The sequence below is a fragment of the Roseibium sp. Sym1 genome, from assembly GCF_027359675.1.
GTDB lineage: Bacteria > Pseudomonadota > Alphaproteobacteria > Rhizobiales > Stappiaceae > Roseibium.
In genome coordinates this window covers 1,530,966-1,555,892 of the sequence record NZ_CP114786.1, presented here as the reverse complement: position 1 = coordinate 1,555,892, position 24,927 = coordinate 1,530,966, and the positions used below count along the sequence as shown (strand labels likewise).

At 62.7% G+C, this 24,927-nt stretch carries 25 protein-coding genes; 9 read left to right on the top strand and 16 right to left on the bottom strand.

From position 1 onward, the window contains the following. Positions 1–72: 72 nt before the first annotated feature. The 7 genes from O6760_RS07000 to rph form a co-directional block, all read right to left on the bottom strand. The gene (locus tag O6760_RS07000; protein WP_269584768.1) at positions 73–810 is read right to left on the bottom strand and encodes a M48 family metallopeptidase; all 738 of its coding nucleotides are present in this window, start codon (positions 808–810) and stop codon (positions 73–75) included. A gap of 178 nt (positions 811–988) precedes the next feature. After that, positions 989–1,408, bottom strand: a complete 420-nt coding sequence (locus O6760_RS06995; RefSeq protein WP_269584767.1) for a DUF2852 domain-containing protein — start codon at positions 1,406–1,408, stop codon at positions 989–991. A 165-nt stretch (positions 1,409–1,573) separates the two neighbouring features. Next, the gene (locus O6760_RS06990; RefSeq protein WP_269584766.1) at positions 1,574–2,266 is read right to left on the bottom strand and encodes a glycosyltransferase; all 693 of its coding nucleotides are present in this window, start codon (positions 2,264–2,266) and stop codon (positions 1,574–1,576) included. Between the two features lie 148 nt (positions 2,267–2,414). Next, positions 2,415–3,938, bottom strand: a complete 1,524-nt coding sequence (phaZ, locus tag O6760_RS06985; protein ID WP_442969920.1) for a polyhydroxyalkanoate depolymerase — start codon at positions 3,936–3,938, stop codon at positions 2,415–2,417. A 321-nt stretch (positions 3,939–4,259) separates the two neighbouring features. After that, positions 4,260–5,423, bottom strand: coding sequence for a radical SAM family heme chaperone HemW (gene hemW / locus O6760_RS06980; RefSeq protein WP_269584764.1), 1,164 nt, complete (start codon positions 5,421–5,423; stop codon positions 4,260–4,262). Positions 5,424–5,425: 2 nt separating this feature from the next. Continuing rightward, the gene (gene rdgB, locus O6760_RS06975; protein ID WP_269584763.1) at positions 5,426–6,067 is read right to left on the bottom strand and encodes an RdgB/HAM1 family non-canonical purine NTP pyrophosphatase; all 642 of its coding nucleotides are present in this window, start codon (positions 6,065–6,067) and stop codon (positions 5,426–5,428) included. Positions 6,068–6,079: 12 nt separating this feature from the next. Next, entirely contained in the window at positions 6,080–6,793 is a 714-nt protein-coding gene (gene rph, locus O6760_RS06970) for a ribonuclease PH (RefSeq protein ID WP_269584762.1), read from the bottom strand. Positions 6,794–6,989: 196 nt separating this feature from the next. On the opposite strand from rph, the gene hrcA reads away from it, so the two are divergent. The 3 genes from hrcA to gshB all read left to right on the top strand — a co-directional run bounded on the left by hrcA (position 6,990) and on the right by gshB (position 10,258). Continuing rightward, positions 6,990–8,039 carry a heat-inducible transcriptional repressor HrcA gene (hrcA, locus tag O6760_RS06965; protein WP_269584761.1) on the top strand — a complete coding sequence of 350 codons (1,050 nt, stop codon included), beginning with the start codon at positions 6,990–6,992 and terminating at the stop codon, positions 8,037–8,039. A 53-nt stretch (positions 8,040–8,092) separates the two neighbouring features. Further along, positions 8,093–8,896, top strand: a complete 804-nt coding sequence (locus O6760_RS06960; RefSeq protein WP_269584760.1) for a HesA/MoeB/ThiF family protein — start codon at positions 8,093–8,095, stop codon at positions 8,894–8,896. Positions 8,897–9,313: 417 nt separating this feature from the next. Then, complete coding sequence (gshB, locus tag O6760_RS06955) at positions 9,314–10,258, top strand: glutathione synthase (protein WP_269584759.1); 945 nt, start codon at positions 9,314–9,316, stop codon at positions 10,256–10,258. Between the two features lie 582 nt (positions 10,259–10,840). Here gshB and hppD read toward each other — a convergent pair. Continuing rightward, positions 10,841–11,953 (bottom strand): 4-hydroxyphenylpyruvate dioxygenase, encoded by a 1,113-nt coding sequence (gene hppD, locus O6760_RS06950; RefSeq protein ID WP_269584758.1) that lies wholly within the window; start codon positions 11,951–11,953, stop codon positions 10,841–10,843. A 127-nt stretch (positions 11,954–12,080) separates the two neighbouring features. Between hppD and O6760_RS06945 the strand changes: the two genes are divergently transcribed. Further along, complete coding sequence (locus O6760_RS06945) at positions 12,081–12,554, top strand: Lrp/AsnC family transcriptional regulator (protein ID WP_269584757.1); 474 nt, start codon at positions 12,081–12,083, stop codon at positions 12,552–12,554. Positions 12,555–12,560: 6 nt separating this feature from the next. Here the strand turns inward: O6760_RS06945 and O6760_RS06940 are convergent, their stop codons facing one another. Further along, complete coding sequence (locus O6760_RS06940; RefSeq protein ID WP_269584756.1) at positions 12,561–13,010, bottom strand: hypothetical protein; 450 nt, start codon at positions 13,008–13,010, stop codon at positions 12,561–12,563. A 226-nt stretch (positions 13,011–13,236) separates the two neighbouring features. Between O6760_RS06940 and O6760_RS06935 the strand changes: the two genes are divergently transcribed. Next, positions 13,237–13,986, top strand: coding sequence for a tellurite resistance TerB family protein (locus tag O6760_RS06935; RefSeq protein ID WP_269584755.1), 750 nt, complete (start codon positions 13,237–13,239; stop codon positions 13,984–13,986). 169 nt (positions 13,987–14,155) lie between these two features. Here the strand turns inward: O6760_RS06935 and O6760_RS06930 are convergent, their stop codons facing one another. Genes O6760_RS06930 through O6760_RS06920 form a run of 3 tightly spaced genes read right to left on the bottom strand, consistent with a single transcriptional unit; the run spans position 14,156 to position 16,768 of the window. Then, complete coding sequence (locus O6760_RS06930; protein ID WP_269584754.1) at positions 14,156–15,208, bottom strand: TRAP transporter substrate-binding protein; 1,053 nt, start codon at positions 15,206–15,208, stop codon at positions 14,156–14,158. Between the two features lie 51 nt (positions 15,209–15,259). After that, positions 15,260–15,583, bottom strand: coding sequence for a 2Fe-2S iron-sulfur cluster-binding protein (locus O6760_RS06925; protein ID WP_269584753.1), 324 nt, complete (start codon positions 15,581–15,583; stop codon positions 15,260–15,262). A gap of 9 nt (positions 15,584–15,592) precedes the next feature. Then, positions 15,593–16,768, bottom strand: coding sequence for a cytochrome P450 (locus tag O6760_RS06920; protein WP_269584752.1), 1,176 nt, complete (start codon positions 16,766–16,768; stop codon positions 15,593–15,595). 141 nt (positions 16,769–16,909) lie between these two features. Here O6760_RS06920 and O6760_RS06915 point away from each other — a divergent pair, with 141 nt between their 5' ends. Continuing rightward, a complete protein-coding gene (locus tag O6760_RS06915; RefSeq protein ID WP_269584751.1) occupies positions 16,910–17,857 on the top strand; it encodes a LysR family transcriptional regulator in 948 nt (315 codons plus the stop codon). Here O6760_RS06915 and O6760_RS06910 read toward each other — a convergent pair. Further along, positions 17,833–18,936, bottom strand: coding sequence for a citrate synthase/methylcitrate synthase (locus O6760_RS06910; RefSeq protein ID WP_269584750.1), 1,104 nt, complete (start codon positions 18,934–18,936; stop codon positions 17,833–17,835). The genes O6760_RS06915 and O6760_RS06910 overlap by 25 nt on opposite strands. Positions 18,937–19,013: 77 nt before the next feature. Here O6760_RS06910 and O6760_RS06905 point away from each other — a divergent pair, with 77 nt between their 5' ends. From O6760_RS06905 to O6760_RS06895, 3 genes are all read left to right on the top strand, one after another. Beyond that, positions 19,014–20,183, top strand: a complete 1,170-nt coding sequence (locus O6760_RS06905) for a citrate/2-methylcitrate synthase (protein WP_269584749.1) — start codon at positions 19,014–19,016, stop codon at positions 20,181–20,183. Between the two features lie 188 nt (positions 20,184–20,371). Continuing rightward, positions 20,372–21,466 (top strand): ribosome small subunit-dependent GTPase A, encoded by a 1,095-nt coding sequence (gene rsgA, locus O6760_RS06900; RefSeq protein WP_269584748.1) that lies wholly within the window; start codon positions 20,372–20,374, stop codon positions 21,464–21,466. 103 nt (positions 21,467–21,569) lie between these two features. Beyond that, entirely contained in the window at positions 21,570–22,463 is an 894-nt protein-coding gene (locus tag O6760_RS06895; RefSeq protein WP_269584747.1) for an AEC family transporter, read from the top strand. Positions 22,464–22,468: 5 nt separating this feature from the next. On the opposite strand, the gene O6760_RS06890 is transcribed toward O6760_RS06895, so the two are convergent. The 3 genes from O6760_RS06890 to O6760_RS06880 all read right to left on the bottom strand — a co-directional run bounded on the left by O6760_RS06890 (position 22,469) and on the right by O6760_RS06880 (position 24,735). Further along, positions 22,469–22,933 carry a GNAT family N-acetyltransferase gene (locus O6760_RS06890; RefSeq protein ID WP_269584746.1) on the bottom strand — a complete coding sequence of 155 codons (465 nt, stop codon included), beginning with the start codon at positions 22,931–22,933 and terminating at the stop codon, positions 22,469–22,471. 6 nt (positions 22,934–22,939) lie between these two features. Beyond that, a complete protein-coding gene (locus tag O6760_RS06885) occupies positions 22,940–23,785 on the bottom strand; it encodes an isocitrate lyase/PEP mutase family protein (RefSeq protein WP_269584745.1) in 846 nt (281 codons plus the stop codon). A 482-nt stretch (positions 23,786–24,267) separates the two neighbouring features. Next, positions 24,268–24,735 (bottom strand): DUF1203 domain-containing protein, encoded by a 468-nt coding sequence (locus tag O6760_RS06880; RefSeq protein ID WP_269584744.1) that lies wholly within the window; start codon positions 24,733–24,735, stop codon positions 24,268–24,270. Between the last annotated feature and the right edge of the window lie 192 nt (positions 24,736–24,927).

The following is a 24,927-nucleotide window of genomic DNA, read 5'->3' as shown; positions in this document are numbered from 1 at the left end:
CCATTTCAATCAAATTAATGAGTCCTGACCCTAGGCTGTCGTGACAGCCCAGAGCACTGGCATATGCCCTGGTTACCCGTATCCGTGCAGGCGCTGGCCGTTTTCCTTCAGCCAGATGCGGGCGCCCGGCGTTTGCGGCGCCAGGTGTTCGCACAGGCGCCAGAACCGGGCGGAATGGTTCATTTCCTTAAGATGCGCGACTTCGTGGGCGGCGACATAGTCGAGAATTTCCGGCGGCGCCAGGATCAGGCGCCACGAAAAGGACAGGCGCCCGTTGGAGGCGCAGGAGCCCCAGCGGCTCCTGGTGTCGCGAATGCTGATCGCGGCGATCTTCCTGCCGATCGCCGCGGCGTGCAGGCCCGCCTGCCGGGTGATGTCCGCCCGGGCCTGTTCCTTGAGCCAGGACGTGACCTTGCGCGGAATATGATCTTCAGCGCCCGGAACAAGAAGGGCCGGGTATCCGTCCTCCGTTTCGCCGGCGCTGACCAGGCCGCGCAGTTTTCCCGTCGGCACGATGACATGGTCGTCTCCGCGCAGGGGAACGAGATCGCCGGGAGAGAAAGGAACGTGTTCCGGCCGGTCCTGGAGCCGCTCCAGCAGCCAGTCGATATGCTGGCGCGCGAAATGCTCGGCGCGGGCCAGGTTGCCGCCCCTGGGGACCGTCAGCACCGGCCCGGACCTGTCGGCGGGCAGGCGCAGCAGGTAGCGCTGTGCCCGCGGGTTGGCCTTCAGGCGGATGCGGACGGCGCGGGTGCCGTCGTCGATTTCGATATGGTCAGGCAGGGGTTTCCTGCCGGCGCGTGAAAACATGAAAGGCGGTGCCCAAGCGAATCAGTTGCTCAAAGTGTAGAGCATTTTCCCCCGCCGGCGGGCAATTCAAAAGTCGTGTCCCGGCCTCCTGCCCGGGCCCTGAAACGACGAAAGCGGCGCTTTTCCAAGCGCCGCTTTCGGTCTGGCCGTCCGGGAACGGGTCCGGGAGGGGAAGGACTTACAGCGGAGCGGCGTCGCTGCTGCTGCGGCCCCGGTTGGCCATGAAGCGATCGAATTCCTCCTGGTCGCGCGCGCGGCGCAGTTCCCGCAGGAAATCGTCGAAATCGGCGCGCATGGCGTCGAGCTTGGCCCGCTCTTCCTCCAGGCGCTTCAGCTCACGTTCGCGGTAATCGTCGAACGCGACGTTGCCCGTACGCGCGTAACCGGTGGTATTCATCTGTTCAAATGCTCCCTTCAGCGGGCTGCCCCGCCATTGATCCTTCGCATCGCGGAGCATGTTCTCGAAACGGTCGCCCCACAGAATATACGCGAGCATGGCAAGGCCAAGCGGCCAGAACACCACGAACCCCAGCACCATCAGGCCGATGGTCGCCGGCGTCCAGGCAGGTTTGATCATGCAACTTTTGGTCGTTGTCATCGTCCTATCCATTCAAGACATCCACGCATTCCAAGTGGGGATTGCCGAGGCTGCCTTCAAGGATTCGTGATGCCGGTCACAGATGAACGGCAATGAAAAACCCCGGTTGATGCGGGCATCAACCGGGGTTAGCTGATTGTTATTTCAGGAAAAAGACGGTTGCGTTCAGTCGAACGGTCCGTCAATCACATGTTGTGCGGAATAGTTCGCCAGCAGTTTTTCCCGGTGCCATTCGGCGGCCATCGGCGCGTTGGCATATTCGTGGAAACAGGGTGTTCCGAGCGTGAAATGCAGCAGCTTGGCATCCGGGTTCGGGCCGAACTCATCCGGCAGCCAGTTCCACTCGATCGGCAGTTCGCCGATCTGGTCGTCCTCGAGCCAGGTGAAGCGGTGCAGCTGCGCGCCGGTCCCGTTCATCACGAAATCCGGGGTGACCACCTTGTTGGCCGGATGGGCGCAGTTCCAAAGAACGACGCTCGACCAGTTCTTGCGCGGATAGTTTTCGTTTTTCGAGCCGAGATACTTGGTGGTCTGGCGGGTCTCGTAGTCGTGATGGACACACATGACCGCCTTGCTTTCGTCGCGCATGGCGAACAGCTTGGCAATGTCGTCCCGCACGATCATGTCGCCGTCCATGAACAGCGCCCAGCCGTTGTAGTTCATCAGGTGCGGGATCAGGAACCGCGTGTAGATGAAATGGTTGGACCCGTCGGTGTGGGTCTCCTGGTAGGTCTTCAGGTTGTGGAGCGAGATCGGCGTGATCGCGAGAACGTCGCTCGACAGGCGCGTCAGGCTGTTGGCGCAGACGTGATAGGCAACCGCTTCGCGGGGATCGAATCCGATGAAAATATTGAGCACTAAAGAAACCTCCGGCCTCGCTGTCTGACCGGTTCTTGTATTGGCCCCAATGCCGGGAATCAATAGCGTCGGCCGGACCGCGACAAAAAAACCGGACTTTCGGAGGCAAGTTATGGGTGCCCGTCACGGGCACCCACAAACCAACCGGTCAGCTCACCGTTTCGGAGAGCTGGCGGGCCTGTTCGATCCAGTTGTCCCGGGCGATGCGGCCGCGGAAGTCGAGCTTGGAGTCCAGGGCCTCGATCTGCTCCGCCGTCAGCCCGGCAATCTGCCAGTAATGGAAGATACCGGCCTCGTTGAGCGCCGATTCCAGCTTGGGGCCGACACCGCTGATGGCCTTCAGATCGTCCGCGACGCCGTCCGGCTTGACCAGGAGGATGCTTTCCAGCGGTCCGGCGGCGCTTTTCGCGGCTGTCTTTGCCGGCTTGGGCGCGGGAGCCTCCACCTTCGACGGAGCGGGCCTGGCCGTGTTGCGCGGCAGGTCCGTGCGGTTCGAACGGATGAAATCCATCACGCGCGGGGCAATTTCCGACCGCCAGCGCGAGCCGTTGAAGACGCCGTAATGGCCGACATTCGGCTGCTCGTAATGGGCCTTCATGTCGTCCGCGAGATTGGTGCACAACGCGTGGGCGGCCTTGGTCTGGCCACGTCCGGTGATGTCGTCCTTCTCGCCCTCCACCGTCAGAAGCGCGGTGCGGGTGATCCTGGAGCAATCCACCAGACGGCCGTTGTGGGTCATCGTCCCGTTCGGCAGGGCGTGATCGATGAACACGGTTTCCACGGTCTGCAGATAGAACTCGGCGGTCAGGTCCATCACGGCGAGATATTCGTCGTAGAAATCGCGGTGTTTCTCGGCGTTGTCGCCGTCGCCTTCCACCAGGTGCTGGAAGAACTCCCGGTGCGCGGTCATGTGCCGGTCGAGGTTCATGCTCATGAACCCGGACAGCTGCAGGAAGCCCGGATAGACGTCCCGCATGAAACCCGGATGCGGGAAGGGCACTTTCATGACGACGTTGTTCTTGAACCAGTCGATGCCCTTGTTGACGGCGAGATCGTTGACCGCCGTCGGCGCGACGCGGGTGTCGATCGGGCCGCCCATCAGCGTCATGGTGGCCGGGACATAAGGATCTTCACGGTCCTCCATCACCGCGACGGCGGCGAGCACGGGCACGGAGGGCTGGCACACGCCAAGCACATGGGCATCGGGCCCGAGGAAGTGCAACATCGAGATGATGTAGTCGATGTAGTCGTCCAGATCGAACTTGCCGTCCTGGATGGGCACCATGCGCGCATCGATCCAGTCGGTGATGTAGACATCCGCGTAGGGCAGCAACGCCTCGACCGTGCCGCGCAGCAGGGTCGCGTAGTGGCCGGACATGGGCGCGACGATCAGGATCTTGGGATCGTTGCGGTGCGAGGTCACGCCACGCTCGAAATGGATCAGGTCGCAGAACGGCCGGTCCCAGACGCAAACCTCGCGAACGGGAACACGCACGCCGCTGACGGTCGTTTCCTTCAGGCCGAATTCCGGCTTGCCGTAGCGCCGCGTCGTGCGCTCCAGGACCTCGCAGCCGGCGGCAATGGACCGCCCGTAGCTGGTATGGGTCAAGGGATTGAGGGGGTTTTGGAAATAGAGCCGTGTCATGTCGGCCATGGCCCGGAAGGGCGCCATGGCTGCGTGGTTCAACTCATAAAGGTGATAGAACGGCAAAGACGTCTCTCCTTGGTTGAACAATCCAGTGGCCGCTCCATTGGCAAATTTCGTAAACATGATTTTGCGGCTCTTTGTTATTTTCACCATCTATTGCATCGCAACAGGATAGCTAGGCCTGATGCCGCTCGCAATACTGCTAATTGTTATTTGAAACCGCTCCTAACTGCCGAGGACTGCGGCAAAAGACATTTTCCCGCCAAAACACTGTGCAATGCACAAGGCTGGATAAAACAATTTAATCAACTTGGTAGCATTATTTTAACGATGAAGCGTGCCGCGTCAGGCGGCCAGATCGGCGACCACCGCATCGAGCACAAAAAAACCGTCGCGTGTTGCCCGAATGCGGTTTTCCCCGAGTTCTTCCACCATGCCATGTTCCAAAAGTGCGTTCAGACGGAGCGGATCGACGCTCCTGTGAGCATAGCGCTCGTAGCGTTTCAGGTCGATGCCCTCGCTCAGGCGCAGGCCCATGAGCAGGAATTCGTCGCCCTGTTCCTCCTCCGACAGGCCGGCATTCTCGATCATGGCGTGGCCGTGATGCTCGACATTTTCCAGCCAGGTCTCCGGATGGCGCTCGGTGGATGCCGCCAGCCGGTTGACGCCGACGGTCAGGCGGCCATGGGCGCCGGGGCCGACACCGACGTAATCGCCATAGCGCCAGTAGACCAGGTTGTGGCGGCATTCCGCGCCCGGCCGGGCATGGTTGGAGACCTCATAGGCCGGCAGACCCGCGGCGGCCGTAACGTCCTGGGTCAGTTCGTAGAATTGCGCGCCGAGCTCCGGGTCCGGCATCTTCAGTTTGCCGGCATGGTACAGCGTGTAGAAAGGTGTGCCTTCCTCGATGGTCAGCTGGTAGAGCGACAGGTGATCGGCCGCCAGCGCGATGGCCTCCCGCAGCTCCTGTTCCCAACCCGCAAGCGTCTGGCCCGGCCGCGCGTAGATCAGGTCGAAGGACAGCCGCGGGAACGTTTCCCGTGCGGTTTCGACGGCCTTGCGCGCGGTCCGGGCGTCATGAAGGCGGCCCAGCAGTTTCAGATCCGTGTCGATGAGGGACTGGACACCAAGGGACACCCGGTTGACGCCGGCGGCACGGTAGCCGCGAAACCGCTCCGCCTCGACCGAGGACGGATTGGCTTCCATGGAGATTTCCACGGCCTCGTCCATGGACCAGTGGCCGGAAATGGCGGCCAGGATGCGCTCGACCGTCGCCGGCTCCATCAGGGAGGGCGTGCCGCCGCCCAGGAACACGGATTGAACCGTCTTGCCCCTGGTGAGATCGGCGAAATAGGCCAGCTCCCGTTCGAACGCGGCGGCAAACCGGGCCTGGTCGACGGGCTGGTGGCGGACATGGGAATTGAAGTCGCAATACGGGCATTTGGCCGCGCAGAACGGCCAATGCACATAAATGCCGAAACCGCCTTCGGTTGCCCCTTGCGACGTCACGTTCAGTTTCCTTCCAGGCACCCGGCCGCGAATATTTCAAAGGCCCGGGAGCGGTGCGACAGGGCGGGAGTATCCTTGCCCCAGCCGTGTTTTTCTTCCGAACTCATTTCGCCGAATGTGCGCGCGTGCCCGTCCGGCTGGAACATCGGGTCATAGCCGAAGCCCTGCGTGCCGCGGGGCGGCCAGACGACCTGGCCCTCGACCTCGCCCCGGAAATATTCCTCATGGCCGTCCGGCCAGGCCAGGCACAGCACCGCCACGAAAGAGCCCCGGCGCCGGGCGTCGTCGGTCGCGCCGGCCGCTTGCAGCTTTTCCTCGACGGTGCGCATCGCCATGGCGAAATCCTTGTCCGGTCCGGCCCACCTGGCCGAATAGATTCCGGGATCGCCGCCGAGGGCGGCCACGCAGAAGCCGCTGTCATCGGCCAGCGCCGGAAACCCGGACGCCCTGGCGGCCGCCTGCGCCTTCAGCGAGGCATTCGCCTCGAAGGTCAGGCCGGTCTCGTCCGGTTCCGGCAGGTCGAGGTCACCCGCGGACACCACGTCGAAACCGTAGGGCTGCAGCAACTCGTTGATCTCGCGGATCTTGCCCTTGTTGTGGCTGGCAACGACAAGCTTGCCGGGGTCCAGCGTGCGGTGGCTCATGGAGCGCTTCCTTTACAGAATGGCCATCTTCTGGAGGTCGACCAGGCGGCCGATGCCGGTCTTGGCAAGGCCCAGAAGCTGATTGAACTCGTCTTCGGAGAACGGTGCGCCTTCGGCGGTGCCCTGGATCTCGACGATGCCGCCGGAGCCCGTCATGACAAAATTGGCATCCGTTTCGGCGGTGCTGTCCTCGGCGTAGTCCAGGTCGAGGACCGGGGCGCCTTCGTAAATGCCGCAGGAGATCGCCGCGATATGGTCCTTCAGGACATTGGCCTTGACCATGTCGCGCGCCTTCATCCATTCGACGCAGTCGCGCAGCGCCACCCAGGCGCCGGTGATCGCGGCGGTCCGGGTGCCGCCATCGGCCTGGATGACGTCGCAGTCGATGCTGATCTGGGCTTCACCGAGGGCCTGCAGGTCGACAACGGCGCGCAGGGAGCGGCCGATCAGGCGCTGGATCTCCTGGGTCCGGCCGGACTGCTTGCCGGCGGTGGCCTCGCGGCGCATGCGGTCGCCGGTGGCGCGGGGCAGCATGCCGTATTCGGCGGTCACCCAGCCCCGGTTCTGGCCGCGCAGCCATGGCGGCACCCGCTCCTCCAGGCTGGCGGTGCACAGGACATGGGTGTCGCCGAACTTGACCAGGCAGGACCCTTCGGCATGTTTGGACACACCACGCTCGAGGGTGACGGCACGAAGTTCGTCGGCGGCGCGTTTGGACGGACGCATTGAAATCCCTTTCAACCTTGGATCAGGCGGAAACCGCAGTTTCCAGTGTGTTCGTTGAGGCCTTGTAGACCTCAACTTCCATCGGCGTAAAGGCCCGGAAAGGCGATACTTCACGCGGACACTGTTTTGCGCCTATATCTTGGGGTGGAATTGCTGCGGGCCCCGATGCGGTGCCTGTCCAACGGAGACCCGAGCCTTGAGCCTGAGTGACCTCGACAAGAGATCCAGAGAAATCTTCCGCGCCATCGTCGAGACCTATCTCGAGACCGGCGAACCGGTCGGATCGCGCAACGTGTCGCGCAACCTGGCCATGTCCCTGTCCCCGGCCTCGGTCCGCAACGTGATGTCGGACCTGGAGCATATGGGGCTTCTGCATTCGCCGCATACCAGTGCGGGCCGCCTGCCGACAGAGATCGGGTTGCGCTTCTTCGTCGATGCCCTGCTGGAGGTCGGTGACCTCACCCAGGAGGAGCGGCGCCAGATCGACGTCCAGGTGCGGGCGTCCCAGCGGGCCAACTCGGCCGAACAGGTGCTGACCGAGGCCAGCCAGATGCTGTCGGGCCTGTCCATGGGCGCCGGCGTCGTGCTGACCCACAAGACCGACATGCGCCTGAAACACATCGAGTTCGTGCGCATCGAACCGCAAAAGGCCCTGGTGGTCATGGTCAGCGATGACGGTTCGGTGGAGAACCGTGTCCTGGAACTGCCGGCGAACCTGCCGGCCTCGGCGCTGGTCGAGGCCTCGAACTACCTGAACGCCCAGATCCAGGGAAAGACACTGTCGGAAATCCGCTCAGAACTGGAGAAGGTGCGCGATGCGGACCAGGCCGAACTCGACCAGCTCAGCCAGAAAGTGATCAACACGGGCCTTGCCGTCTGGGGCGGCGAAAGCGCGAGCGATCCCGGCACGCTGATCGTGCGCGGCCGCTCCAATCTTCTGACCGACCTGGAAGCGGCCGAGGATCTCGAGCGCATCCGCCTCCTGTTCGACGACCTGGAAAACAAGAAGGAACTCATCCAGCTTCTGGGCCTTGCCGAAAAGGGCGATGGCGTCCGCATCTTCATCGGTTCGGAAAACAACCTCTTTTCGCTCTCGGGCTCCTCGCTGGTGGTCTCACCCTACCGGGACAGCAACCAGCGCATCGTCGGCGTGCTTGGCGTCATCGGCCCGACGCGGCTGAACTACGCCCGCGTCATCCCGATGGTGGACTACACCGCCCGGCTGGTCAGCCGGGTGTTGGGTTAGGTGACGGATCCAGATCAACGTCGTGCCGCCGAAACCATTTAGCAGGAAAAAGAATGCTCTCCCCCGCCGAACTGGAACGTTACGCCCGCCACATCGTCATGCAGGACATCGGCGGGGCCGGGCAGCAGAAGCTGAAAAAGGCCCGGGTGCTGGTGATCGGCGCCGGCGGCCTCGGCGCGCCGGTGCTGCAATACCTGGCGGCAGCGGGCATCGGCACGCTCGGCATTGTCGACGATGACACGGTGTCGCTGTCGAACCTGCAGCGCCAGGTGATCCACGACACCGACCAGCTTGGCGAGCCCAAGGTCGCCAGCGCCGCGGAAGCGATTGCCCGCCTCAATCCCAATGTCATTGTCGAGCCGCATCCGACCCGGATCGCGGGTCACAACGCCATGGCCCTGGTCTCGAACTACGACCTGGTGGTCGACGGCTCGGACAATTTCGACACCCGCTACCTGGTCTCGGACGCCTGTTTCTACGCGCAAAAACCGCTGGTGACCGCCGCCGTCGGCCAGTTCGACGGCTCGATCACCACGCTGAAACCGTTCGAGACCAATGAAGCCGGGGAGGCGAACCCGACCTATCGCTGCCTGTTCCCGCAAAAGCCGCGCGACGGCTTGCTGCCGACCTGCGAGCAGGCCGGGGTGCTTGGCGCGCTCACCGGCATCATCGGCGCCATGCAGGCGATGGAGGTGATCAAGGAACTGACCGGCACCGGCGAGAGCCTGGTCGGCCGCATGATCCTGTTTGACGCCCGCACCTTCCGCATGGAAACCATTCGCTACAGGCGGTCCCCGAAGAACCCGCTCAACGGCGACAATCCGAAGAGCTGGACGGAGCTGCTCGAAGAGGCGTGAGCCTGATCGGACATTGGTATAAGGCCGACGATCTGTGTTTTACGGGCCTTTGATTGAACCACCACAAGCGCCCCTTCTCCTGCGGTCATCCCGGCCTCGAGCCGGGACCCAATCCACCGCTCCGCAAATCAGACTATTAGGAAATGGAGTGCGGTACGGCGAAGATCCCTAAGCGCACGCTCTGGAAACGATTGGGTCCCCGATCGCGCTGCGCTCGTCGGGGATGACCTCGGTGGGTTTGGAAAAAGTCAATGCCATATGGGCACCTCAAGCGGATAGACGGCCCTGATCACAAGGCTGACACGCTTCTCAAGGCCCGCCCCCTCTGGACATTCGCCCACCCGCACCGCATATCTGGACCAACCGTTCTGAAATCCCAATGGCACCCGTGACGTGCCGCCCGCCGGGAGTTGCCTCATGGCTTTGAAAGTTGCGGTCCAGATGGACCATATCTCGACCATCAACATTGCCGGTGACAGCGCCTTCGCGATGATGTTGGAGGCCCAGGCGCGGGGTCACGCGCTCTACCACTACACGCCCGACCGCCTGGCGATGCGCGGCGACGATGTCTTCTGCACGCTGGAACCTGTCGAGGTGCGCGACGAGACGGGCAGGCATTTCAGTTTCGACAAGCCGCAGCGTTTCAACATGCGAGACATGGACGTGGTGCTGATGCGCCAGGATCCGCCTTTCGATCTGTCCTATATCGCCGCGACGCATATTCTTGAAAAGATCCACCCCGATACGCTGGTGGTCAACGATCCGATGCATGTGCGCAATGCGCCGGAAAAACTGTTCGTCACCGAATTCGCCGACCTGATGCCGCCGACCCTGATCACCAAGGACCGGGCCGAAATCGATCTCTTCCGCGAGGAATTTGGCGACATCGTCATGAAACCGCTGTTCGGCCATGGCGGCGCGGCGGTGTTCCGGATTACCGAGGACGATCTCAACTACGGATCGCTTTACGACTTCTTCGCCGCGACCTTCCGCGAGCCCTGGGTGATTCAGCAGTTCCTGCCCAACGTCAAACACGGCGACAAGCGAATCCTGCTGGTCGACGGCGAATTCGCCGGCGCGGTCAACCGGGTGCCGGCGGCGGGCGACCTCAGGTCCAACATGGTCCGCGGCGGTGCACCGACCGACAGCGACCTCACCGACCGCGAACGGGATATCTGCGCCCGCCTCGGCCCGTCGCTGAAGGCAAAAGGCCTTATCCTGGTCGGCATCGACGTCATTGACGGCCGGCTCACCGAGATCAACGTCACCGCCCCGACCGGCATCCGTGCCATCCGCAATCTCGGCGGTCCGGACGTGGCGGCGATGGTCTGGGACGTGCTGGAAGCGAAGGTGAAGGCCTGAGGGCAAAAAAAACCTCCGCGTGGGGCGCGGAGGTATAAAAGTTTGTGCTTAGACAATGCAACAGAGGGCCTACTCGGCAGCCTCTGACAGTAAAACCCTTGCCCTCCGGACTTCTTCCTTAACGAATGAAAAATTCGACCGAGGACTCCTGCAGAAACCCTTTTCGGATCGGAAAAGCGAAATGAATTCAAGCGGTTGCCGAGGCAAAAAAACATAAGTTTTTTTATGGGTTCTCGAGAAGGGCCAGGCTGCGCAGGGTTTTTTGTAGTGCGAAAGCTGCCGGTTGGTTGCGGCTTCACGGCAAACTCAGGTGTCGCCCCGGCCTGCTCTCGCTGCCGCTTGCACAAGCCTCGCACTATTTGCCGCGAGAGCTGCTGTACCAAAAATTCTGCTCTGGAAATGAGTGGGTCCCGGGTCGCGCTGCGCTTGCCCGGGAGGACCTCCGAGGATTGTCGGCAACTCGCCGGTACGATTGGCAAGCCGGTACCAAAACAGTACCGAGATGCTTGTGCGCCCTCCAAAAGAACAAGGCCGTTTCCCCTCTCGGAAAAACGGCCTTCCAAAGCAACCGGCAAGGGGGATTCACTCGGCAGCTTCGGTCTTGAGCACTCCGCGTCGAATCTGGTCTTCCTCGATCGACTCGAACAGGGCGCGGAAATTGCCCTCCCCGAAGCCCTCATCACCCTTGCGCTGGATGAATTCGAAGAAGATCGGACCGATGACGGTTTTGGAGAAGATCTGCAGGAGGATCTTGGTCATGCCGCCGTCGACGACGCCTTCACCGTCGATCAGGATACCGTGGCGCTTCATGCGTTCGATCGGCTCGCTGTGGCCGGTCACCCGCTTGTGGGACATCTCGTAATAGGTCTCCGGCGGGCCGGGCATGAATTTCAGCTCGTTTTCGGCCAGCTTGTCGGTGCTTGAATAGATGTCATCCGTGCCGACGGCGATGTGCTGGATGCCTTCGCCGTTGTATTTCTTCAGATATTCCTCGATCTGGCTGGTGTCGTCCTTGGATTCGTTCAGCGGAATGCGGATCTTGCCGCAGGGGCTGGTGATTGCCCGGCTGACCAGGCCGGTGATGCGGCCGTCGATGTCGAAGAAATGAATCTGCTTGAAGTTGAACAGGTCGCGATAGAAGTCCCACCACTTGTCCATGTTGCCTCGATAGACATTGTGGGTCAGGTGGTCGAGATAATAAAAGCCGACGCCTTCCGGTTTCGGGTCGAACTCGCGCAGCCAGTTGAAATCCCTGGAATAGGCCGAGCCCTTGTCGCCATAGGTGTCGACGAAATAGAGCAGCGAGCCGCCAATGCCGACAATGGCCGGAACGTCCAGGGTCTTGTCGTCGCCTTCATAGGGTGTCGCGCCCCTGGCAACGGCATGCTCGAAAGCCTTTTGGGCATCGACGACACGCCACGCCATCGATGGCGCACACGGACCATGGGTTTCGACGAACTTCATGCCGAAGCTGCCTGGTTCGGCGTTCAGCACATAGGTGATGTCGCCCTGGCGGTAGAGCGTGATGTCCTTGCTCTTGTGCCTGGCGACCGGCACATAGCCCATCTTGCGAAACAGCACATCCAGCTTTTCCGGATCCGGATGGGCGAATTCGACGAATTCGAAGCCGTCCGTGCCGGCGGGATTTTCCGGCGTGATCTCGGCTGGCGGTGCGTTGTGCGGAAACGGTCCCATGGCTGGCAATCCTCTCGAAGAAATTCATTTCGTTCAGGATGCCGGGAGATGCGCGCAGCGTGTGTGCAATCCACGTGTTTTCGCGTAAGATCTTGCACACAACGTGCATACAAAGGGGAAAGTGCGCATGACAATTGCCCTGGATAGCTTTGATGTGAAATTGCTGGCGGCCTTGCAGGACAACGCCGCACTGACCAATGCGGAGCTGGGCGAGATCATCAGCCTGTCCGCCAGCCAGGTGTCGCGCCGGCGCAGCAAGCTGGAGGAGGCCGGCGTCATCCGCCGTTACCGCGCAGCGCTCGACCCGGAAGCCCTTGGCCTGACCGTAACCGCCTTTGTCGGTGTGACGCTCGGCGCGCATACCAGGGAAAACGCACGGAAATTCCGCAACATGGTCACGGCGATGCCGGAGGTGCAGGAGGCCCACACGCTGACCGGCGATCTCGACTACATGCTCAAGATTGTGGTGCCGGACCTGAAGGCGCTCAGCAACATCATCAATGACGAACTCCTGCCGCAGGAAGCCGTCCATCACGTGCGCTCGTCGATCGCGATGGAGACACTGAAGGACGACAATCTGTTGCCGCTCGGATCGTCCTGAAGGGTCTCAAAGACCGAACAGCCTGATCAGGTCCGACCAGAAATCCTTGCGCAGTCCGGGCAGATCGGGTGCGGGTTTGCCGAAGGGGTCGGACAGGCAGGTATCGGAATAGCCCTGCTGCGCGGACAGCAGACATGTATCGGGTTGGCACGAGAACGTGTCGGCCATGTAGAGCCGTTTTCCAGCACGGGTCCTGAAAGTCAGCTCGGTCAGGCTGGGATCGCCTCTCGTGACAAGAACATAGGTCGGGTATTCGTCGCCGTGCGGCAGCCCCCTGTCCTGAACCGTGTGGATCGTGACGGAAATGCCAGGCCGTTTCCCGGAGGCACAACCCTTCACGTGAAAGGCAAACAGACGGCCCGTTGTGCTTTCTCCCGCCTGTGCCAGAATCTTCGCGAACCGGTCCGCAAGGTCCGCTTCGGCAACCGGGGAATAGGCATCCGTGGCATCGTTCACCGGGAACGCCCGCGCATCGCTAGCAAAAAGCACCAGGGGCAGCAACACAAGCCGAAGGAGCGGCCGGCAATCAGAAAGGCGTGTGATCAAGTCAAACCTCGCTTGAACCGGTTCGACCGGTCGTCTGTAAGCAGATGTAACGCAAACTTGCGCCGCTTGCAGAAATTCCCATTTGATAGGACGGTTGGTTTTCACCCAAGTCAGCGGCCATATTAAGGAGCCAAGAATGTTCGATGCAAAATCCTTGCTGGATCAGTTTCTGGGAAGCCAGGGCGGCGGCCAGTATGGCCAGTCCGGTAGTGGCGCGGCACAGCGTGGCGGGTCCGGAGACCTGCTGTCCCAGGGCAAGGATTTCCTGTCGTCCCAGGGCGGTGGCCTGGCGCTGGGCGGGCTGGCCGGTCTGCTGCTTGGCACCAAGTCGGGCCGCAAGATCGGCAAGAAGGCGGTGACCTATGGCGGCCTCGCGCTGGTCGCGGGCCTCGCCTACAAGGCTTACCAGGGCCACAAGGCCAATCAGCAGAACATGCCGCGCCCGCAATACCCGCAGGACGAGCCGATCCCGATCGAAGCCCCGCGCGGCACGGCCTTCGACCCGCGCGAACAACCGGGCGGTGAAAATCAGGCGGCCGTTTCCCTGCTGTCGGCCATGATCGCCGCGGCCAAGGCCGACGGCCATATCGACCGGGACGAACAGGACCGGATCTTTGCCAAGATCGACGAGGCCGGTCTCGACAGCGAGGCAAAGGCCTTCCTGATGGACGAGTTGAGGTCGCCGCTCGATCTCGACAAGGTCGTTGCCAGTGCCACGTGCGAGGAAACCGCCGCCGAGATCTACGCGGCCTCCCGGCTTGCCATCGATCCGGATCATCCGGCCGAACAGGCCTACCTGCAGATGCTCGCCGCCCGTCTCGGTCTGGAGCAGGGTCTTGTCGAGGAAATCGAACTGGCCGTGCGCGAAGCGGAAATGGCCGGATAAAAGTCAGCCCAAAAAGATCCGGGCGCTCTGAAGCGGCAAACGTCAGAGCGCCCGGACAACCGGCCCTTGTCACACGGTTTTCGCGATGGCAACCGCGCAGGGTTTGATTGGCACCGGCCCTGTGGGGAGAGCCGCTGCCGCCCATGTCGTTTTGGCCGATTTTCTCCCGTTATTGCGACGTGTTTTCCGCGATCAGCTCCGTCGCGCGCTGGTAGAGACCGGTTCCGTCCATGCCCTTTTCGTCCATTTCGGCGATCCACTTGTCCTTGGTGGGAGCGGCGGCTTCCTTCCAGCGCGCAATCTCTTCAGACGAGAGCTCGATGATGTTGCCTCCCTCGGCAATCGCCGTGTCGCGCGGCGCGGCGTCATCCACCTGCATCTGCTTTCCGGCAAAGGCCGACAGGTTCAGGCCCGAATTCCGGTCGATCACCTCCTTCAGGTCATCCGGAAGGGCGTCATAGGTGGCCCGGTTCATGGCCAGAACAAAGGTTGCCGTATAGAGGGGGTCATCCCCAAAATCCGTGTGGTTGCTGACCAGTTCGTTGATCTTCAGGGCACCGGTCACCTCCCAGGGCACGACCGTGGCGTCGATCACGCCCTTGGAAAGGGCTTCGGGAACCGCCGGCACAGGCATGCCGACCGGGGTTGCGCCGAGCGACTTGAACATGTCGTTGGTCACGCGCGTGGGCGCGCGCAGCTTGACGCCATTGAGGTCGTCCAGCGAGTCGATCGGCTCCTTGGAGTGGATCAGGCCGGGACCGTGCACCCAGAGACCGAGCACCTTCATGTCCTTGAAGTCCTCGTCCAGCATGGTTTCCTCGGCCAGCTGCCAGAAAGCGCGTGAGACGGCTTCCGCATTGGTCATGACAAACGGCAGCTCGAAGACCTCGGTCCGGGGGAAACGCCCGGGCGTATAGCCTGGCAGCGTCCAGACGATGTCGGCGACGCCGTCGATGGCCTGATCGATCAGTTCCGGCGGCTTGCCGCCGAGCTGCATGGCAGGAAAGTGCTGGATCTCGATCCGCCCGTCGGATTCCTCGTTGATGCGGGCCATCCACGGTTCGAGGATGTTCTTCGGAACGCTCGCCTGGGCCGGCAGCATCTGGTGCAGCCGTAGCGTGACCTCGGCGGCATCGGCAGGCGCCGCAATCCCGCCCAGCAGGCCGGTGGCGGCAACGACCGCCCCGGCGGCGAACAGCCTCAAACTCTTATATGTCGACATGTTTTCCTCCCTTTTTTTCAGACACCGCCTGCGGTTTTTCAGGTGCTGATCTCAGGCCTGTTCCGTCGGCAGGTGCACGATCAGTCCGTCAAGTTCCTCACTGACCTTGAGCTGGCACGACAGGCGCGAGGTTTCGCGCATTTCGGCGGCCGCGCATTCCAGCATGTCGTCCTCGCCGTCGACACGCGGCCCGGTTTTCCCGGCCCAGGCCTCGTCGACGTAGCAATGACAGGTCGCGCACATCATCGCCCCGCCGCATTCGGCGAAAATGCCGTCCACGCCGTTGTTGACGGCGGTTTCCATGACGCTTGCGCCTTCGTCGGCGTCAACGGTCGTCTGGCTGCCGTCCGGCTGGACGAAGGTTATCTGTACCATGGGATCTCCTCAGCCCAGTCTGACCGGCAGGTTCAAGGGCCCCCGGAAGCCGAACCCGCTCCACACGACATCCTCGGCCTTGTCCAGCCTCATGTCCGGGAATCGTTCGAACAGCATCGGCAGCAGGATTTCTCCCACGGTGCGGCGCGAGATATGGGCACCGGCACAATGGTGCGGGCCGCTGCCGAAAGCCTGGTGCGGCGCCTTCTTTCGAAAGACGTTGAAGCTTTCACCGTCCTCGTAGAGGTCCTCGTCGCGATTGGCCGAGGCCTGGATCGTCATCAGCGTCACGCCTTCGGGAATGTCGATTCCGTCGATCTGAAGATCGCGTGTGGCCCTGCGGGACGAGGCCTGGATCGGTGCCACCCAGCGAACGCCCTCCTCGAACGCGTCCGCCCATGCCTCCTGGCGTTTCACTTCCTCCAGCTGGTCAGGGTTGCTCAAAAGGCCGTAAAGGATGGTCGCCAGCGCATCGCGCGGCTCGTTGATGCCGCCGCCGATGGCGATCTTGATATTCGCGTAGATCTGGCTCATCGGGATCGGGTTCTTGGCGTTGAGCATCACCGACAGCGCGGAATTGTTGGGTTCAGCCCGGTGGCGCTCCAGAAGGCTGTCGAAGACCGCGTCCATCTCGGCATTGGCGGCGTCCGATTTTGCGAAGGGCCCGTCCGCGAAACCGAAATTGCCGGCACCGTCGATCAGCACCTGGGACCAGCGTTGCATGTCCGCGTCGCTGACCTCGTCGAGACCGAGAATGTGCGCCAGGATCCTGGCGGCGATCGGCCCGCACAGTGCGGAAAACAGGTCCACGGTTTCACCACGCGGCAGGCGATCGAGATATTCCGCGGCGATTTTCCGGTAAAGATCGGCCCAGTCGGTCTTGATCACCTTCGGCGAAAACGCCGGCTGCATGGCCATGCGCTCGCGCCGGTGTTCCTCGCCGTCCTTGCGCATCAGGGTGTGCGCCAGAAAGGCCCGGCGCATCGGCGTAACCGGATCGTCGGAACTGAACAGGTCCGGATCGTCCTTCACCATCTTGGTGTGCTTCGCCTTGGTCAGGAAAATCCGGCTCGCAGCCGGCACACGCACGATCGGCGTCTCAGCGCGCATGCGCCGGTATATTGGATAAGGGTCCCGCGTCAGTTCCGTCAGGGTCAGGGTCTCGTCGACCGGTGCGACCGCCATCCGCCATCTCCTCCCAGTTCAAGCATGCCCAACAGTAGATCGCGGGAATAAAATCAAGCAATACGATTGACTTTATGACTAGGATCGAATTTTTTGATTTTACCTCCCGCAGTGGTTCACGCGGGCGGGAAAGGGAGCCTGATGACGAAACCCGTCGACCCGCTGGACATTGACTTCCGCGCCCTGCAGGTCCTGATCTGGGTGCACCAGTTCCGGTCTTTCACACGGGCAGCCGAAGAACTTGGCGTCAACCAGTCGGCCGTCAGTTACACGGTCAACAAGCTCAGGCAGGTGTTCCAGGATCCGCTTTTCGTGCGCCAGGCGAGGCGGTTGCACGCCACCAGACGCTGCGAGGACATCGTTCAGGAGGCAAAACGCCTGACGGCAGAGTTCCGGCAGCTTGCAGCACCACCGGACTTCGACCCCAAGACGGTCTCGCAGAAATTCATCATTGCCTGCAATTTCTACGAACGGGTTCTGATTGTCCCGGACATCGTGAAGACGCTGACCCGTGAAGCGCCGAACCTGGAACTTGAAATCATCGACGCTTCCGGGATCGGGCATGAACGTCTGACGCGCAACGAGGCGGACCTTCTCATTGGTCCGTTTGAACGGTCCGATCCGAATTTCTACAGACGCGACCTTTACCAGGACCGCTATGTCTGCCTGGTGGATCCGGCACACCCCATGGCGGAAGGAGACCTGAGCCTGGAGGAGTATCTCGGCCTCGACCATGTGCTGGTCACCTATGGCGGCCAATGGCGTTCACGCTACCTGATCGAACTCGAACGCATGGGCAAGGCAAAGGCGTTGAAAGTCGTTCTGCGCGTGCCAAGTCCCGCGGGGCTGGGGCGTCTTGTCCGGGGATCCAACCTTGTGGCAACCGTGCCGGCGCGCCTGTCCAAGGCGGTCAGCGAAGGCTTGCGGACAATTGCCTGTCCGGTCGAGACCTCGGTCACGATCGGACTGGTCTGGACAGCCGTCAACCATCGCGCACCCCTCCACATGTGGGTGCGCGACATGATTTACAGGCTGAATGCCAAAACCGCGGTTCCACGGGAAGGTCAGGCAGGCGCCGGCCCGACATAATGCGAGGACGGGCGGATCAGCTTGCCGGTGGCCTGTTGTTCCAGCACATGGGCGCACCAGCCCGGTGTGCGGCCTGTGGCAAAGAGCGGTGTGAACAGGGTCCGGTCGATGCCGATCGCATCCAGTAACACGGCGGTATAGAACTCCACATTGGTGTCCAGCGGCCGGTCCGGCTTGGCCTTGCGGAGCGCAGCCAGCGCGGCCTCTTCGATGCTTTCGGCGAGTTGCACCTTCGGATTGTCGGCACCGAGCTTGCGCAGGCCCGCTTTCAGCACGTCCGCCCGCGGGTCCCGTGTCCGGTAGATCCGGTGGCCAAAGCCCATCAGCCGTTCTTTGCGTTCCAGCGCCCCGGTGATCCAGGCTTCCGCGTTGTCCGGCGTGCCGATGGCGTCGATCATGTCGAGCACCGGCCCCGGCGCGCCGCCATGCAAGGGGCCGCTGAGCGCCCCCATGGCGCCGAGCACCGCCTGTTTGAGATCCGCCTGGGTCGAACCGATCACCCTTGCGGTGAAGGTGGAGGCATTGAGGCCGTGATCCAGGATCGTGACGAGATAACGGTTCAGCGCTTCCGCATGGGCGCCGGTCGGCATTTGACCGTTCAGCATGCGCAACAGGTCGGTGGCGGTTTCCAGCGTGCTGTCGGGGGCAAGCGGCGCGAGACCGCCGGCGATCCGGTGGCAGGCTGCGAGGAACACCGGCAGGGCGCCGCTGACGGCAACGGCGGGCGGCAGGCCGCCGCTGACCGGCAGGGCTGCAAGACCAAGCTGCATGCGTTCATAGACGGTAAGGTCCGCCGGCGCGGCCTCCAGAACGGGGACCACTCCGAAAGCCGCGAGTCGGGCCTTGCCGAAGGCGGCCTGCAAAGAAGCTGTCCCGGCAAGGTCGACATCCTGCCAGAGCCGGCCGACCGCGGATTCAAACGGGACCTTGCCGGCTATGTCCTCGATCAGGTGGCCGCGCAGGACCAGGATGCCGTTCTGGCCGTCAACATGGCTGAGGGCGGTGTTGGCTGCAACGACACCTTCCAGACCGGCAATCGGGTCCGGGGTCATCCGGGCGGGACTTGGCGCTTCTGTCATGGGTCTCTCCTCTTTGGTTTGGAGCCAGATAGGAGAAGCCAATTGCATTGATCAATATTGATACATAAAATCAATGCATGACCAAGCCGATCTACCTTTCCGCCCGCGAGGCGGCCGCCGAACTCGGCGTGCAGCCGGCCACGCTCTATGCCTATGTCAGCCGGGGCCTGATTTCCTCCATTGCCGGGCCCGGCAAGAAACGCCGCTACGACGCCGCCGACGTGCGCCGTCTCAAGGGCCGCAAGGCCGCCGATGACCACGCCGGGTCCCGCCCGCTCACCGGTGATCCCGTGCTGGAGACGGAACTCACGCTGATTTCCGAAGTCGGACCGGTCTACAGGGGGCGCCGGGCCGTCGACCTGGCGGAAACCTCGACGCTGGAAACGGTGGCAACGCTACTCTGGAACTGCGACCGCGATCCCTTTGCCGAGGAAGCGCCGATGGCGCCGCCGGAACTGCCGCCCGGTCTGGGCGCGCTCGACCGGCTGATGATGGGGCTCGCCGCCTGGCCGCTGCAGGACCGCGCCGCCTACACCCAGGCACCGAAGTTGCTGCAGGCAAAGGGGGCGGCGCTGCTGCGCTATTCCGTGGCCGTCCTCCTGAACACGGATCCGGTCGCCGTGCCGATCCATACCCGGATCGCCAGCGCCTTCGACGTGTCGTCCTCGGCGAAAAACGTGATCCGCGCCGCGCTGGTTCTTTGCGCCGATCACGAGCTCAACACCAGCGCCTTTGCGACCCGGTGCGCCGCGTCCACGCGGGCTCCGCTTCACGCCGCCCTGCTGTCCGGCCTGGGCGCCTTTGCCGGTCCGCGCCACGGTGCCGCGTCCGACCGGGCGACGGCCTGGCTGTCCTCGATCGCACCGGAGACCGATATCGAGGCGAAGCTGTCCGACCGGCTCAGCCGCGGCGAACCCCTGCCCGGCTTCGGCCATTCCATCTATGGCGACGAGGATCCGCGTGCGGATTACCTCTTGGAGGTGCTTTACCGCAGCGAGCCGGATCATGCCTTCGTCCGCCGTCTGCCGGGCCTGATCACCATTGCCCGGGACCTGTTCGGCGTTTCGCCGAATGTCGACCTGGCGCTGGCGGCGATCCAGAAGACCTATGACCTGCCGAAGGACGCCGGCAAGATCATCTTCTGCGCGGGCCGCATGACCGGCTGGATCGCCCATGCGCTGGAGCAATATGCGGCTCCGGAACAGATCCGTCCGAGAGCGGCCTATGTCGGCGAACGCCCGGAATAGGCATCGGCAGAGCCTTGAAAACCGGGCGGGCAGCAGCTACCTGAGAAGAGCGCGTTCCCGCGCGACCATGGAGATTTGATGTCAGAGATTGCGTGATCCGGCTCTCACGAGAGCGGAGAGCCGAAAATACATGAACCGGCGCCCTGCGCGGGCGCCCGACGACGTGTGTTTAAATCACGAGACATCCAATGCCACGGAACTATTCCGACTTCTTTCCTTCGGCCAACGGACCGAAACCTCAGAACCAGCCCGCCTCGACCCTCCAGGCGCTGGGCTGGCAGCCCTTTTTTGCCCAGCAGATCAGCGCGGACGCGCTTGAGCGAACGCCGCCCGTTCGTGTCGTCGAGGTGCATCGCAATGCGTTGCACGTGATCGGCGACGGCATCGACGGCAGCCTGCCGCCCCGCATCGAGGCGACGGTCGGCGACTGGGTTCTCATGGACCGCGACCAGCCTGCCGCAAGTCGCGTCCTGGAGCGCAAGAGCCTGCTGAAACGGCGCGCCCCCGGCACGGACCGGCAGGTCCAGCTGATCGCCGCCAACATAGAGACGGCCTTTGTCGTTTCCTCCTGCAACCAGGACTTCAATATCGCCCGGATGGAACGGTATATCGCCGTTGCCTTCGAGGCGCAGATAACGCCGGTGATCGTGCTGACGAAATCCGACCTGGTCGACACCCCGTTGGACTTTGTCGAACAGGCCCGCGCGATCTCCGATCTCGTTCCGGTCGTCACGCTTGATGCCCGCGGCGAGGAACCGCGGGAAAAACTGGTCGCGTGGTGCAAGCCCGGTCAGACCGTGGCGTTTCTGGGGTCAAGCGGCGTGGGCAAGTCGACGCTCACCAACGCGCTCGCCGGCACGCAGGAGATCGCGACACAGGGGATCCGCGAGGACGATGCCAAGGGCCGGCACACGACCACGCGCCGCCAGCTGCATCTTGTCCCGGGTGGCTGCCTGGTGCTCGATACGCCCGGCATGCGCGAATTGCAGCTCACCGACGCGGCCTCCGGTATCGAGGACCTGTTCGCCGACCTGAACGACCTTGCAACCGGCTGCCGCTTCAAGAATTGCCTTCATGAAAGCGAACCGGGATGCGCCGTGCGGGAAGCGATCGGAAGCGGTGACCTGGATCCGACCAGGCTGGCACGGTGGCGCAAGCTGAAGGCCGAGGAAGCCTTCAACTCCGCCAGCCTGGCCGAGCGGCGCTCCAGGGATAAGGCTTTTGGCAAGATGGTCCGGGGTATCATGAAGGACAAGAAGCAATCGAAGTGGGGGCGCGACTAGCGCCTTTTCGGACGCTCCGGGCCCCGTTCTGCCCGGAGCGCCTGCAATCCGGTGTTCCGGAAAGGTGCGGGCAGCCTTCGGGGCAGAGTGGGAGGGGCGTCAGGTGGCGGTAATTTTCGATCATGTCGTCAATGTCATGCTGCCGGTGCTCCTGTGTGTCCTGCTTGGCTTCGGCCTCGCCAGGATCAAGGCCCCTTTCGACAGGAAGCTTTTCGGTGCACTGGTCGCCAATGTCGGCTATCCGGCGCTGATCCTGTCGCATCTGGCGAAGGAACACATTCAGCTCCACACCTTCCTGATCGTCATGACGGCCGCCGCCGGGCTTGTCCTGCTTCTCGGCCTGCTCGGATTTCTTGTTCTCCGGGTCCTGCGTCTGCCCATCAAGGCCTATCTGGCTCCGATGATGCTGATCAACGTCGGCAATATCGGATTTCCGGTCGCGACCCTTGCCTTCGGCCCGGAAGGAGCCGCCGTTGCCATCGGGTTCGTCGTCGTGGTGCTGGTCGCCATTTTCACCATCGGCCAGGCATTGCCGATGGGCCGTCCGGATCTTGCCACCCTGGCCCGGCAACCGGTTGTCTATGCCGTCGTCATTGCGCTGTTTCTCCTGGCCACCGGGCTGAAGCTGCCGGGTCCGGTGGACCAGAGCCTGACAATCCTGGCGGGGCTGGCCGTGCCCGTCATGCTGCTGACCCTGGGTCACTCCCTGGCAACGCTGGAGATCGGCGGACTTGTTCGGGCGTTTTTCCTCTCGGCGGTGCACATCATCAACGGCGCCATCGCCGCCTTCGTGCTGACAAGCATCCTGACCCTGGATTCCAAGATCGAAAGCGTGATCGTGCTGCTGTGCTTCATGCCGCCATCGGTCGCGAGCTACCTTGCGGTGGCGCAGTACCAGCCGGACGATGCGCCCGGCGTGGCGGGCTTCATCTTTGTCTCGACGATCCTGACACTGGTCACGCTGCCGCTGGTGCTGACCTTCTGGGCCACCGGCTGATCGCCTCACAAGGTCAAACGCATGTGCACGATCCGTTTGTCGCCGCGCTGTTCCTCGTGGGTTTCCGCGAACCCGGCACGCCGGTACCAGGCGCGGTTGTCGGTCATCAGGACATTGGTGTAGAGTCGAAGATCGGTCTGGCCGAGCACCACCGCCCGGCGCCGCGACCAGTCGAGCAGGCGCCGGCCGTATCCCCTGCCCTGGCTGTCCGGGTCGACCGCTATGCTTTCGATCAGCAGGTGGTCGTCACGGTTGATGAGCACGAGGCTGGCACTGAGAGCGCCATTGGAACGGATCGTCCAGACCTCGTGATCGCGGACCATTTCCGCATAGTCGGCCTGCATCGGCGCCGGTATCGCGTCGATGACCGGGATGTAATGGGCATAGGCCCTGTCGGCCAGGGCCTTCAGGGCCGGAGCATCCTCCGGGCGGGCCGGTGAAGGCGCGGCAGGTGAGGAGGCCTCGTCCATGGTCCGTCAGAGCCTCGCCTTCATGAAGCTTTCGAAATCGGCGGCGCCCTCCGGCATGGTTTCGGCACGGTCGAAACATCCGAAGGCTCCGCCGCCCTTCATGTCTTCCGCCGCCGCGATGAAGGCATCGAAGGCAATCCTGGCAAGGCCCGCCCCGATCGAGACACGCGTGACTCCCATGTCCCCAAGCTCCTTGCGGGTGAGGTGGAAATTCTTGCGCCCGGCCAGAATGTTCACAGGCGCCTCGACCGCGTCCAGAACCCTGGAAATCTGCTCGCGGTCCTTCAGCTGAGGCGCGTAGATGCAGTCGGCGCCGGCCGCCGCGAAGGCATTGAGCCGCTTGATGGTTTCCTCAAGTTCATGCTCGGTCTGAACCGGCCCTTCGCTGCGCGCCGTGAGAACGAAATCGGGCGCCGTCCCGTTTTTGGCTTCGACCGCAGCCTTGATCCGGTCAACGGCGAGATCGAGATCGTAATAGGGATGTCTGGGGTCCTGGCTGTAGTCCTCGATCGAGCAGCCGGCCAGCCCGACCTCGATAGCGCCCTTCACTGTTTCCACGACGTCGTCCGGGCTGTCGCCGAAACCATTCTCCAGGTCGCCGTTCACCGGCAGCGTGGTGGCACCGATGATTTCGGCGGCGTGGGACAGGGCGGCGTCGCGCGTGATCAGGCCTTCGGCATCCTTGACGCCACGGGTCCAGGCATAACCTGCGCTGGAGGTCGCCATCGCGTCGAATCGCAATCCGTCCAGGATCCGGGCGGTGCCGATGTCAAAGGGGTTCGGCATCAGGAAGGCCCGTCCCTTTTCGTGGAGCGCCTTGAAGGCGGCACGGCGGTCGGCAGCAGTAGACATGGCAAGATCTCCCGGTAAGTGTAATTTCCAATGATGCACGCCCTGGTTCGGCGCGGCAATGTGGTTCCCTTATGAGCGTGACGGGGTTGTTCCGTGAAGCACCAGTTTACTCCGAAACAGGGCGCCAGTTCCGAAAAAGCTGCTGCGGGTGACGCGGACCTTGTCATGCGGATGCAAAACTGACAGTCGCGCCGGGAACGGACGCTCATCTGCCCGGAACGGCGGGGGAGAAAAATGTCTGAAGAATACCCGTTTCGCCGGCGTCTCCGGCACGAATGAAACTCTTGCCGGACTGGAAAAGCCTGTGGGCACAAGATCTTAAAACAGGTTGGAGGATCCGCCGGCATGAGAACCGGAAGAGAACCGATGGCCTCGGCAGTGACCGCAACGTCCTGCACAGGCAAGGCACTCTCGGGCAAGACCCGGAGGCATGTCTTGAGGAAATGACCTCCGGGGCGTGCACAGGCGTCCGTGAAATTCGGTTATGCCCAGGCTGTGCGGGTAACGCTGGCGGCGAAACAGCCGCGGCGCGCAAAATGCAGGTGGATGTAGTCGACCTGCGGATTGTCGAAGAACCTGTTGATCAGGGTGTCGACCTCACGACCCTCGATGACATCCGCGTCGATCATTTCATGATCCCGGTTGAACGCGCGAACCGAAAGAAGGCGGCAGGCAATCGCTTCCGGCACCGTGCCGGCTTCCGGATGGTTTTCCTCGGCGCCGTCGGCAACGAAGATCGCATGGCGCGACCGGTAGGGTGATTCGCCCGGCTGGTGCTCGAAATTGAGCAGCAACACGCGTGTTCCCTCGGCCACGTCCTTGAGTGACACCCGGCAGGGAAAGGCGCCGTCGGAATAATGCACCTGGATATTCTTCCGAGCGAGTTCGGCGTCGCTCAGACCGTAGAGATGGGAAAAGCTGGCGGCGGGCAAAGCTTGGATCTGGAACATTTTTGTCTCCTTGGCTGATCTGGGACGACCATAGGCAGACCGCCGGACAGGAACGACCCGATTTGCGAGCGGGCCCGGAAAAAGGGGTCAAGACCGGTTCTTCCGAAGCCGACGGCTGCCCGGCCGCCGTCGTCGGCCCTATTGAAGCTGCCGTGCAAAGGGCTTAGCTAGGGTCCCGACCCTGGTTGCACG

Bases quoted from the DNA above. Each gene is read 5' to 3' on its own strand.
- gshB (WP_269584759.1), top strand. From the start codon at position 9,314: ATGGCTTTGAAAGTTGCGGTCCAGATGGACCATATCTCGACCATCAAC.
- O6760_RS06880 (WP_269584744.1), bottom strand. From the start codon at position 24,735: ATGTTCCAGATCCAAGCTTTGCCCGCCGCCAGCTTTTCCCATCTCTAC.
- O6760_RS06925 (WP_269584753.1), bottom strand. From the start codon at position 15,583: ATGGTACAGATAACCTTCGTCCAGCCGGACGGCAGCCAGACGACCGTT.
- O6760_RS06920 (WP_269584752.1), bottom strand. From the start codon at position 16,768: ATGGCGGTCGCACCGGTCGACGAGACCCTGACCCTGACGGAACTGACG.
- O6760_RS06945 (WP_269584757.1), top strand. From the start codon at position 12,081: ATGACAATTGCCCTGGATAGCTTTGATGTGAAATTGCTGGCGGCCTTG.
- O6760_RS06910 (WP_269584750.1), bottom strand. From the start codon at position 18,936: ATGACAGAAGCGCCAAGTCCCGCCCGGATGACCCCGGACCCGATTGCC.
- phaZ (WP_442969920.1), bottom strand. From the start codon at position 3,938: ATGGCGCCCTTCCGGGCCATGGCCGACATGACACGGCTCTATTTCCAA.
- O6760_RS06890 (WP_269584746.1), bottom strand. From the start codon at position 22,933: ATGGACGAGGCCTCCTCACCTGCCGCGCCTTCACCGGCCCGCCCGGAG.
- hppD (WP_269584758.1), bottom strand. From the start codon at position 11,953: ATGGGACCGTTTCCGCACAACGCACCGCCAGCCGAGATCACGCCGGAA.
- rdgB (WP_269584763.1), bottom strand. From the start codon at position 6,067: ATGAGCCACCGCACGCTGGACCCCGGCAAGCTTGTCGTTGCCAGCCAC.
- O6760_RS06905 (WP_269584749.1), top strand. From the start codon at position 19,014: ATGACCAAGCCGATCTACCTTTCCGCCCGCGAGGCGGCCGCCGAACTC.
- O6760_RS06915 (WP_269584751.1), top strand. From the start codon at position 16,910: ATGACGAAACCCGTCGACCCGCTGGACATTGACTTCCGCGCCCTGCAG.
- rph (WP_269584762.1), bottom strand. From the start codon at position 6,793: ATGCGTCCGTCCAAACGCGCCGCCGACGAACTTCGTGCCGTCACCCTC.
- O6760_RS06995 (WP_269584767.1), bottom strand. From the start codon at position 1,408: ATGACAACGACCAAAAGTTGCATGATCAAACCTGCCTGGACGCCGGCG.
- O6760_RS06885 (WP_269584745.1), bottom strand. From the start codon at position 23,785: ATGTCTACTGCTGCCGACCGCCGTGCCGCCTTCAAGGCGCTCCACGAA.
- rsgA (WP_269584748.1), top strand. From the start codon at position 20,372: ATGCCACGGAACTATTCCGACTTCTTTCCTTCGGCCAACGGACCGAAA.
- O6760_RS07000 (WP_269584768.1), bottom strand. From the start codon at position 810: ATGTTTTCACGCGCCGGCAGGAAACCCCTGCCTGACCATATCGAAATC.
- O6760_RS06930 (WP_269584754.1), bottom strand. From the start codon at position 15,208: ATGTCGACATATAAGAGTTTGAGGCTGTTCGCCGCCGGGGCGGTCGTT.
- O6760_RS06960 (WP_269584760.1), top strand. From the start codon at position 8,093: ATGCTCTCCCCCGCCGAACTGGAACGTTACGCCCGCCACATCGTCATG.
- O6760_RS06935 (WP_269584755.1), top strand. From the start codon at position 13,237: ATGTTCGATGCAAAATCCTTGCTGGATCAGTTTCTGGGAAGCCAGGGC.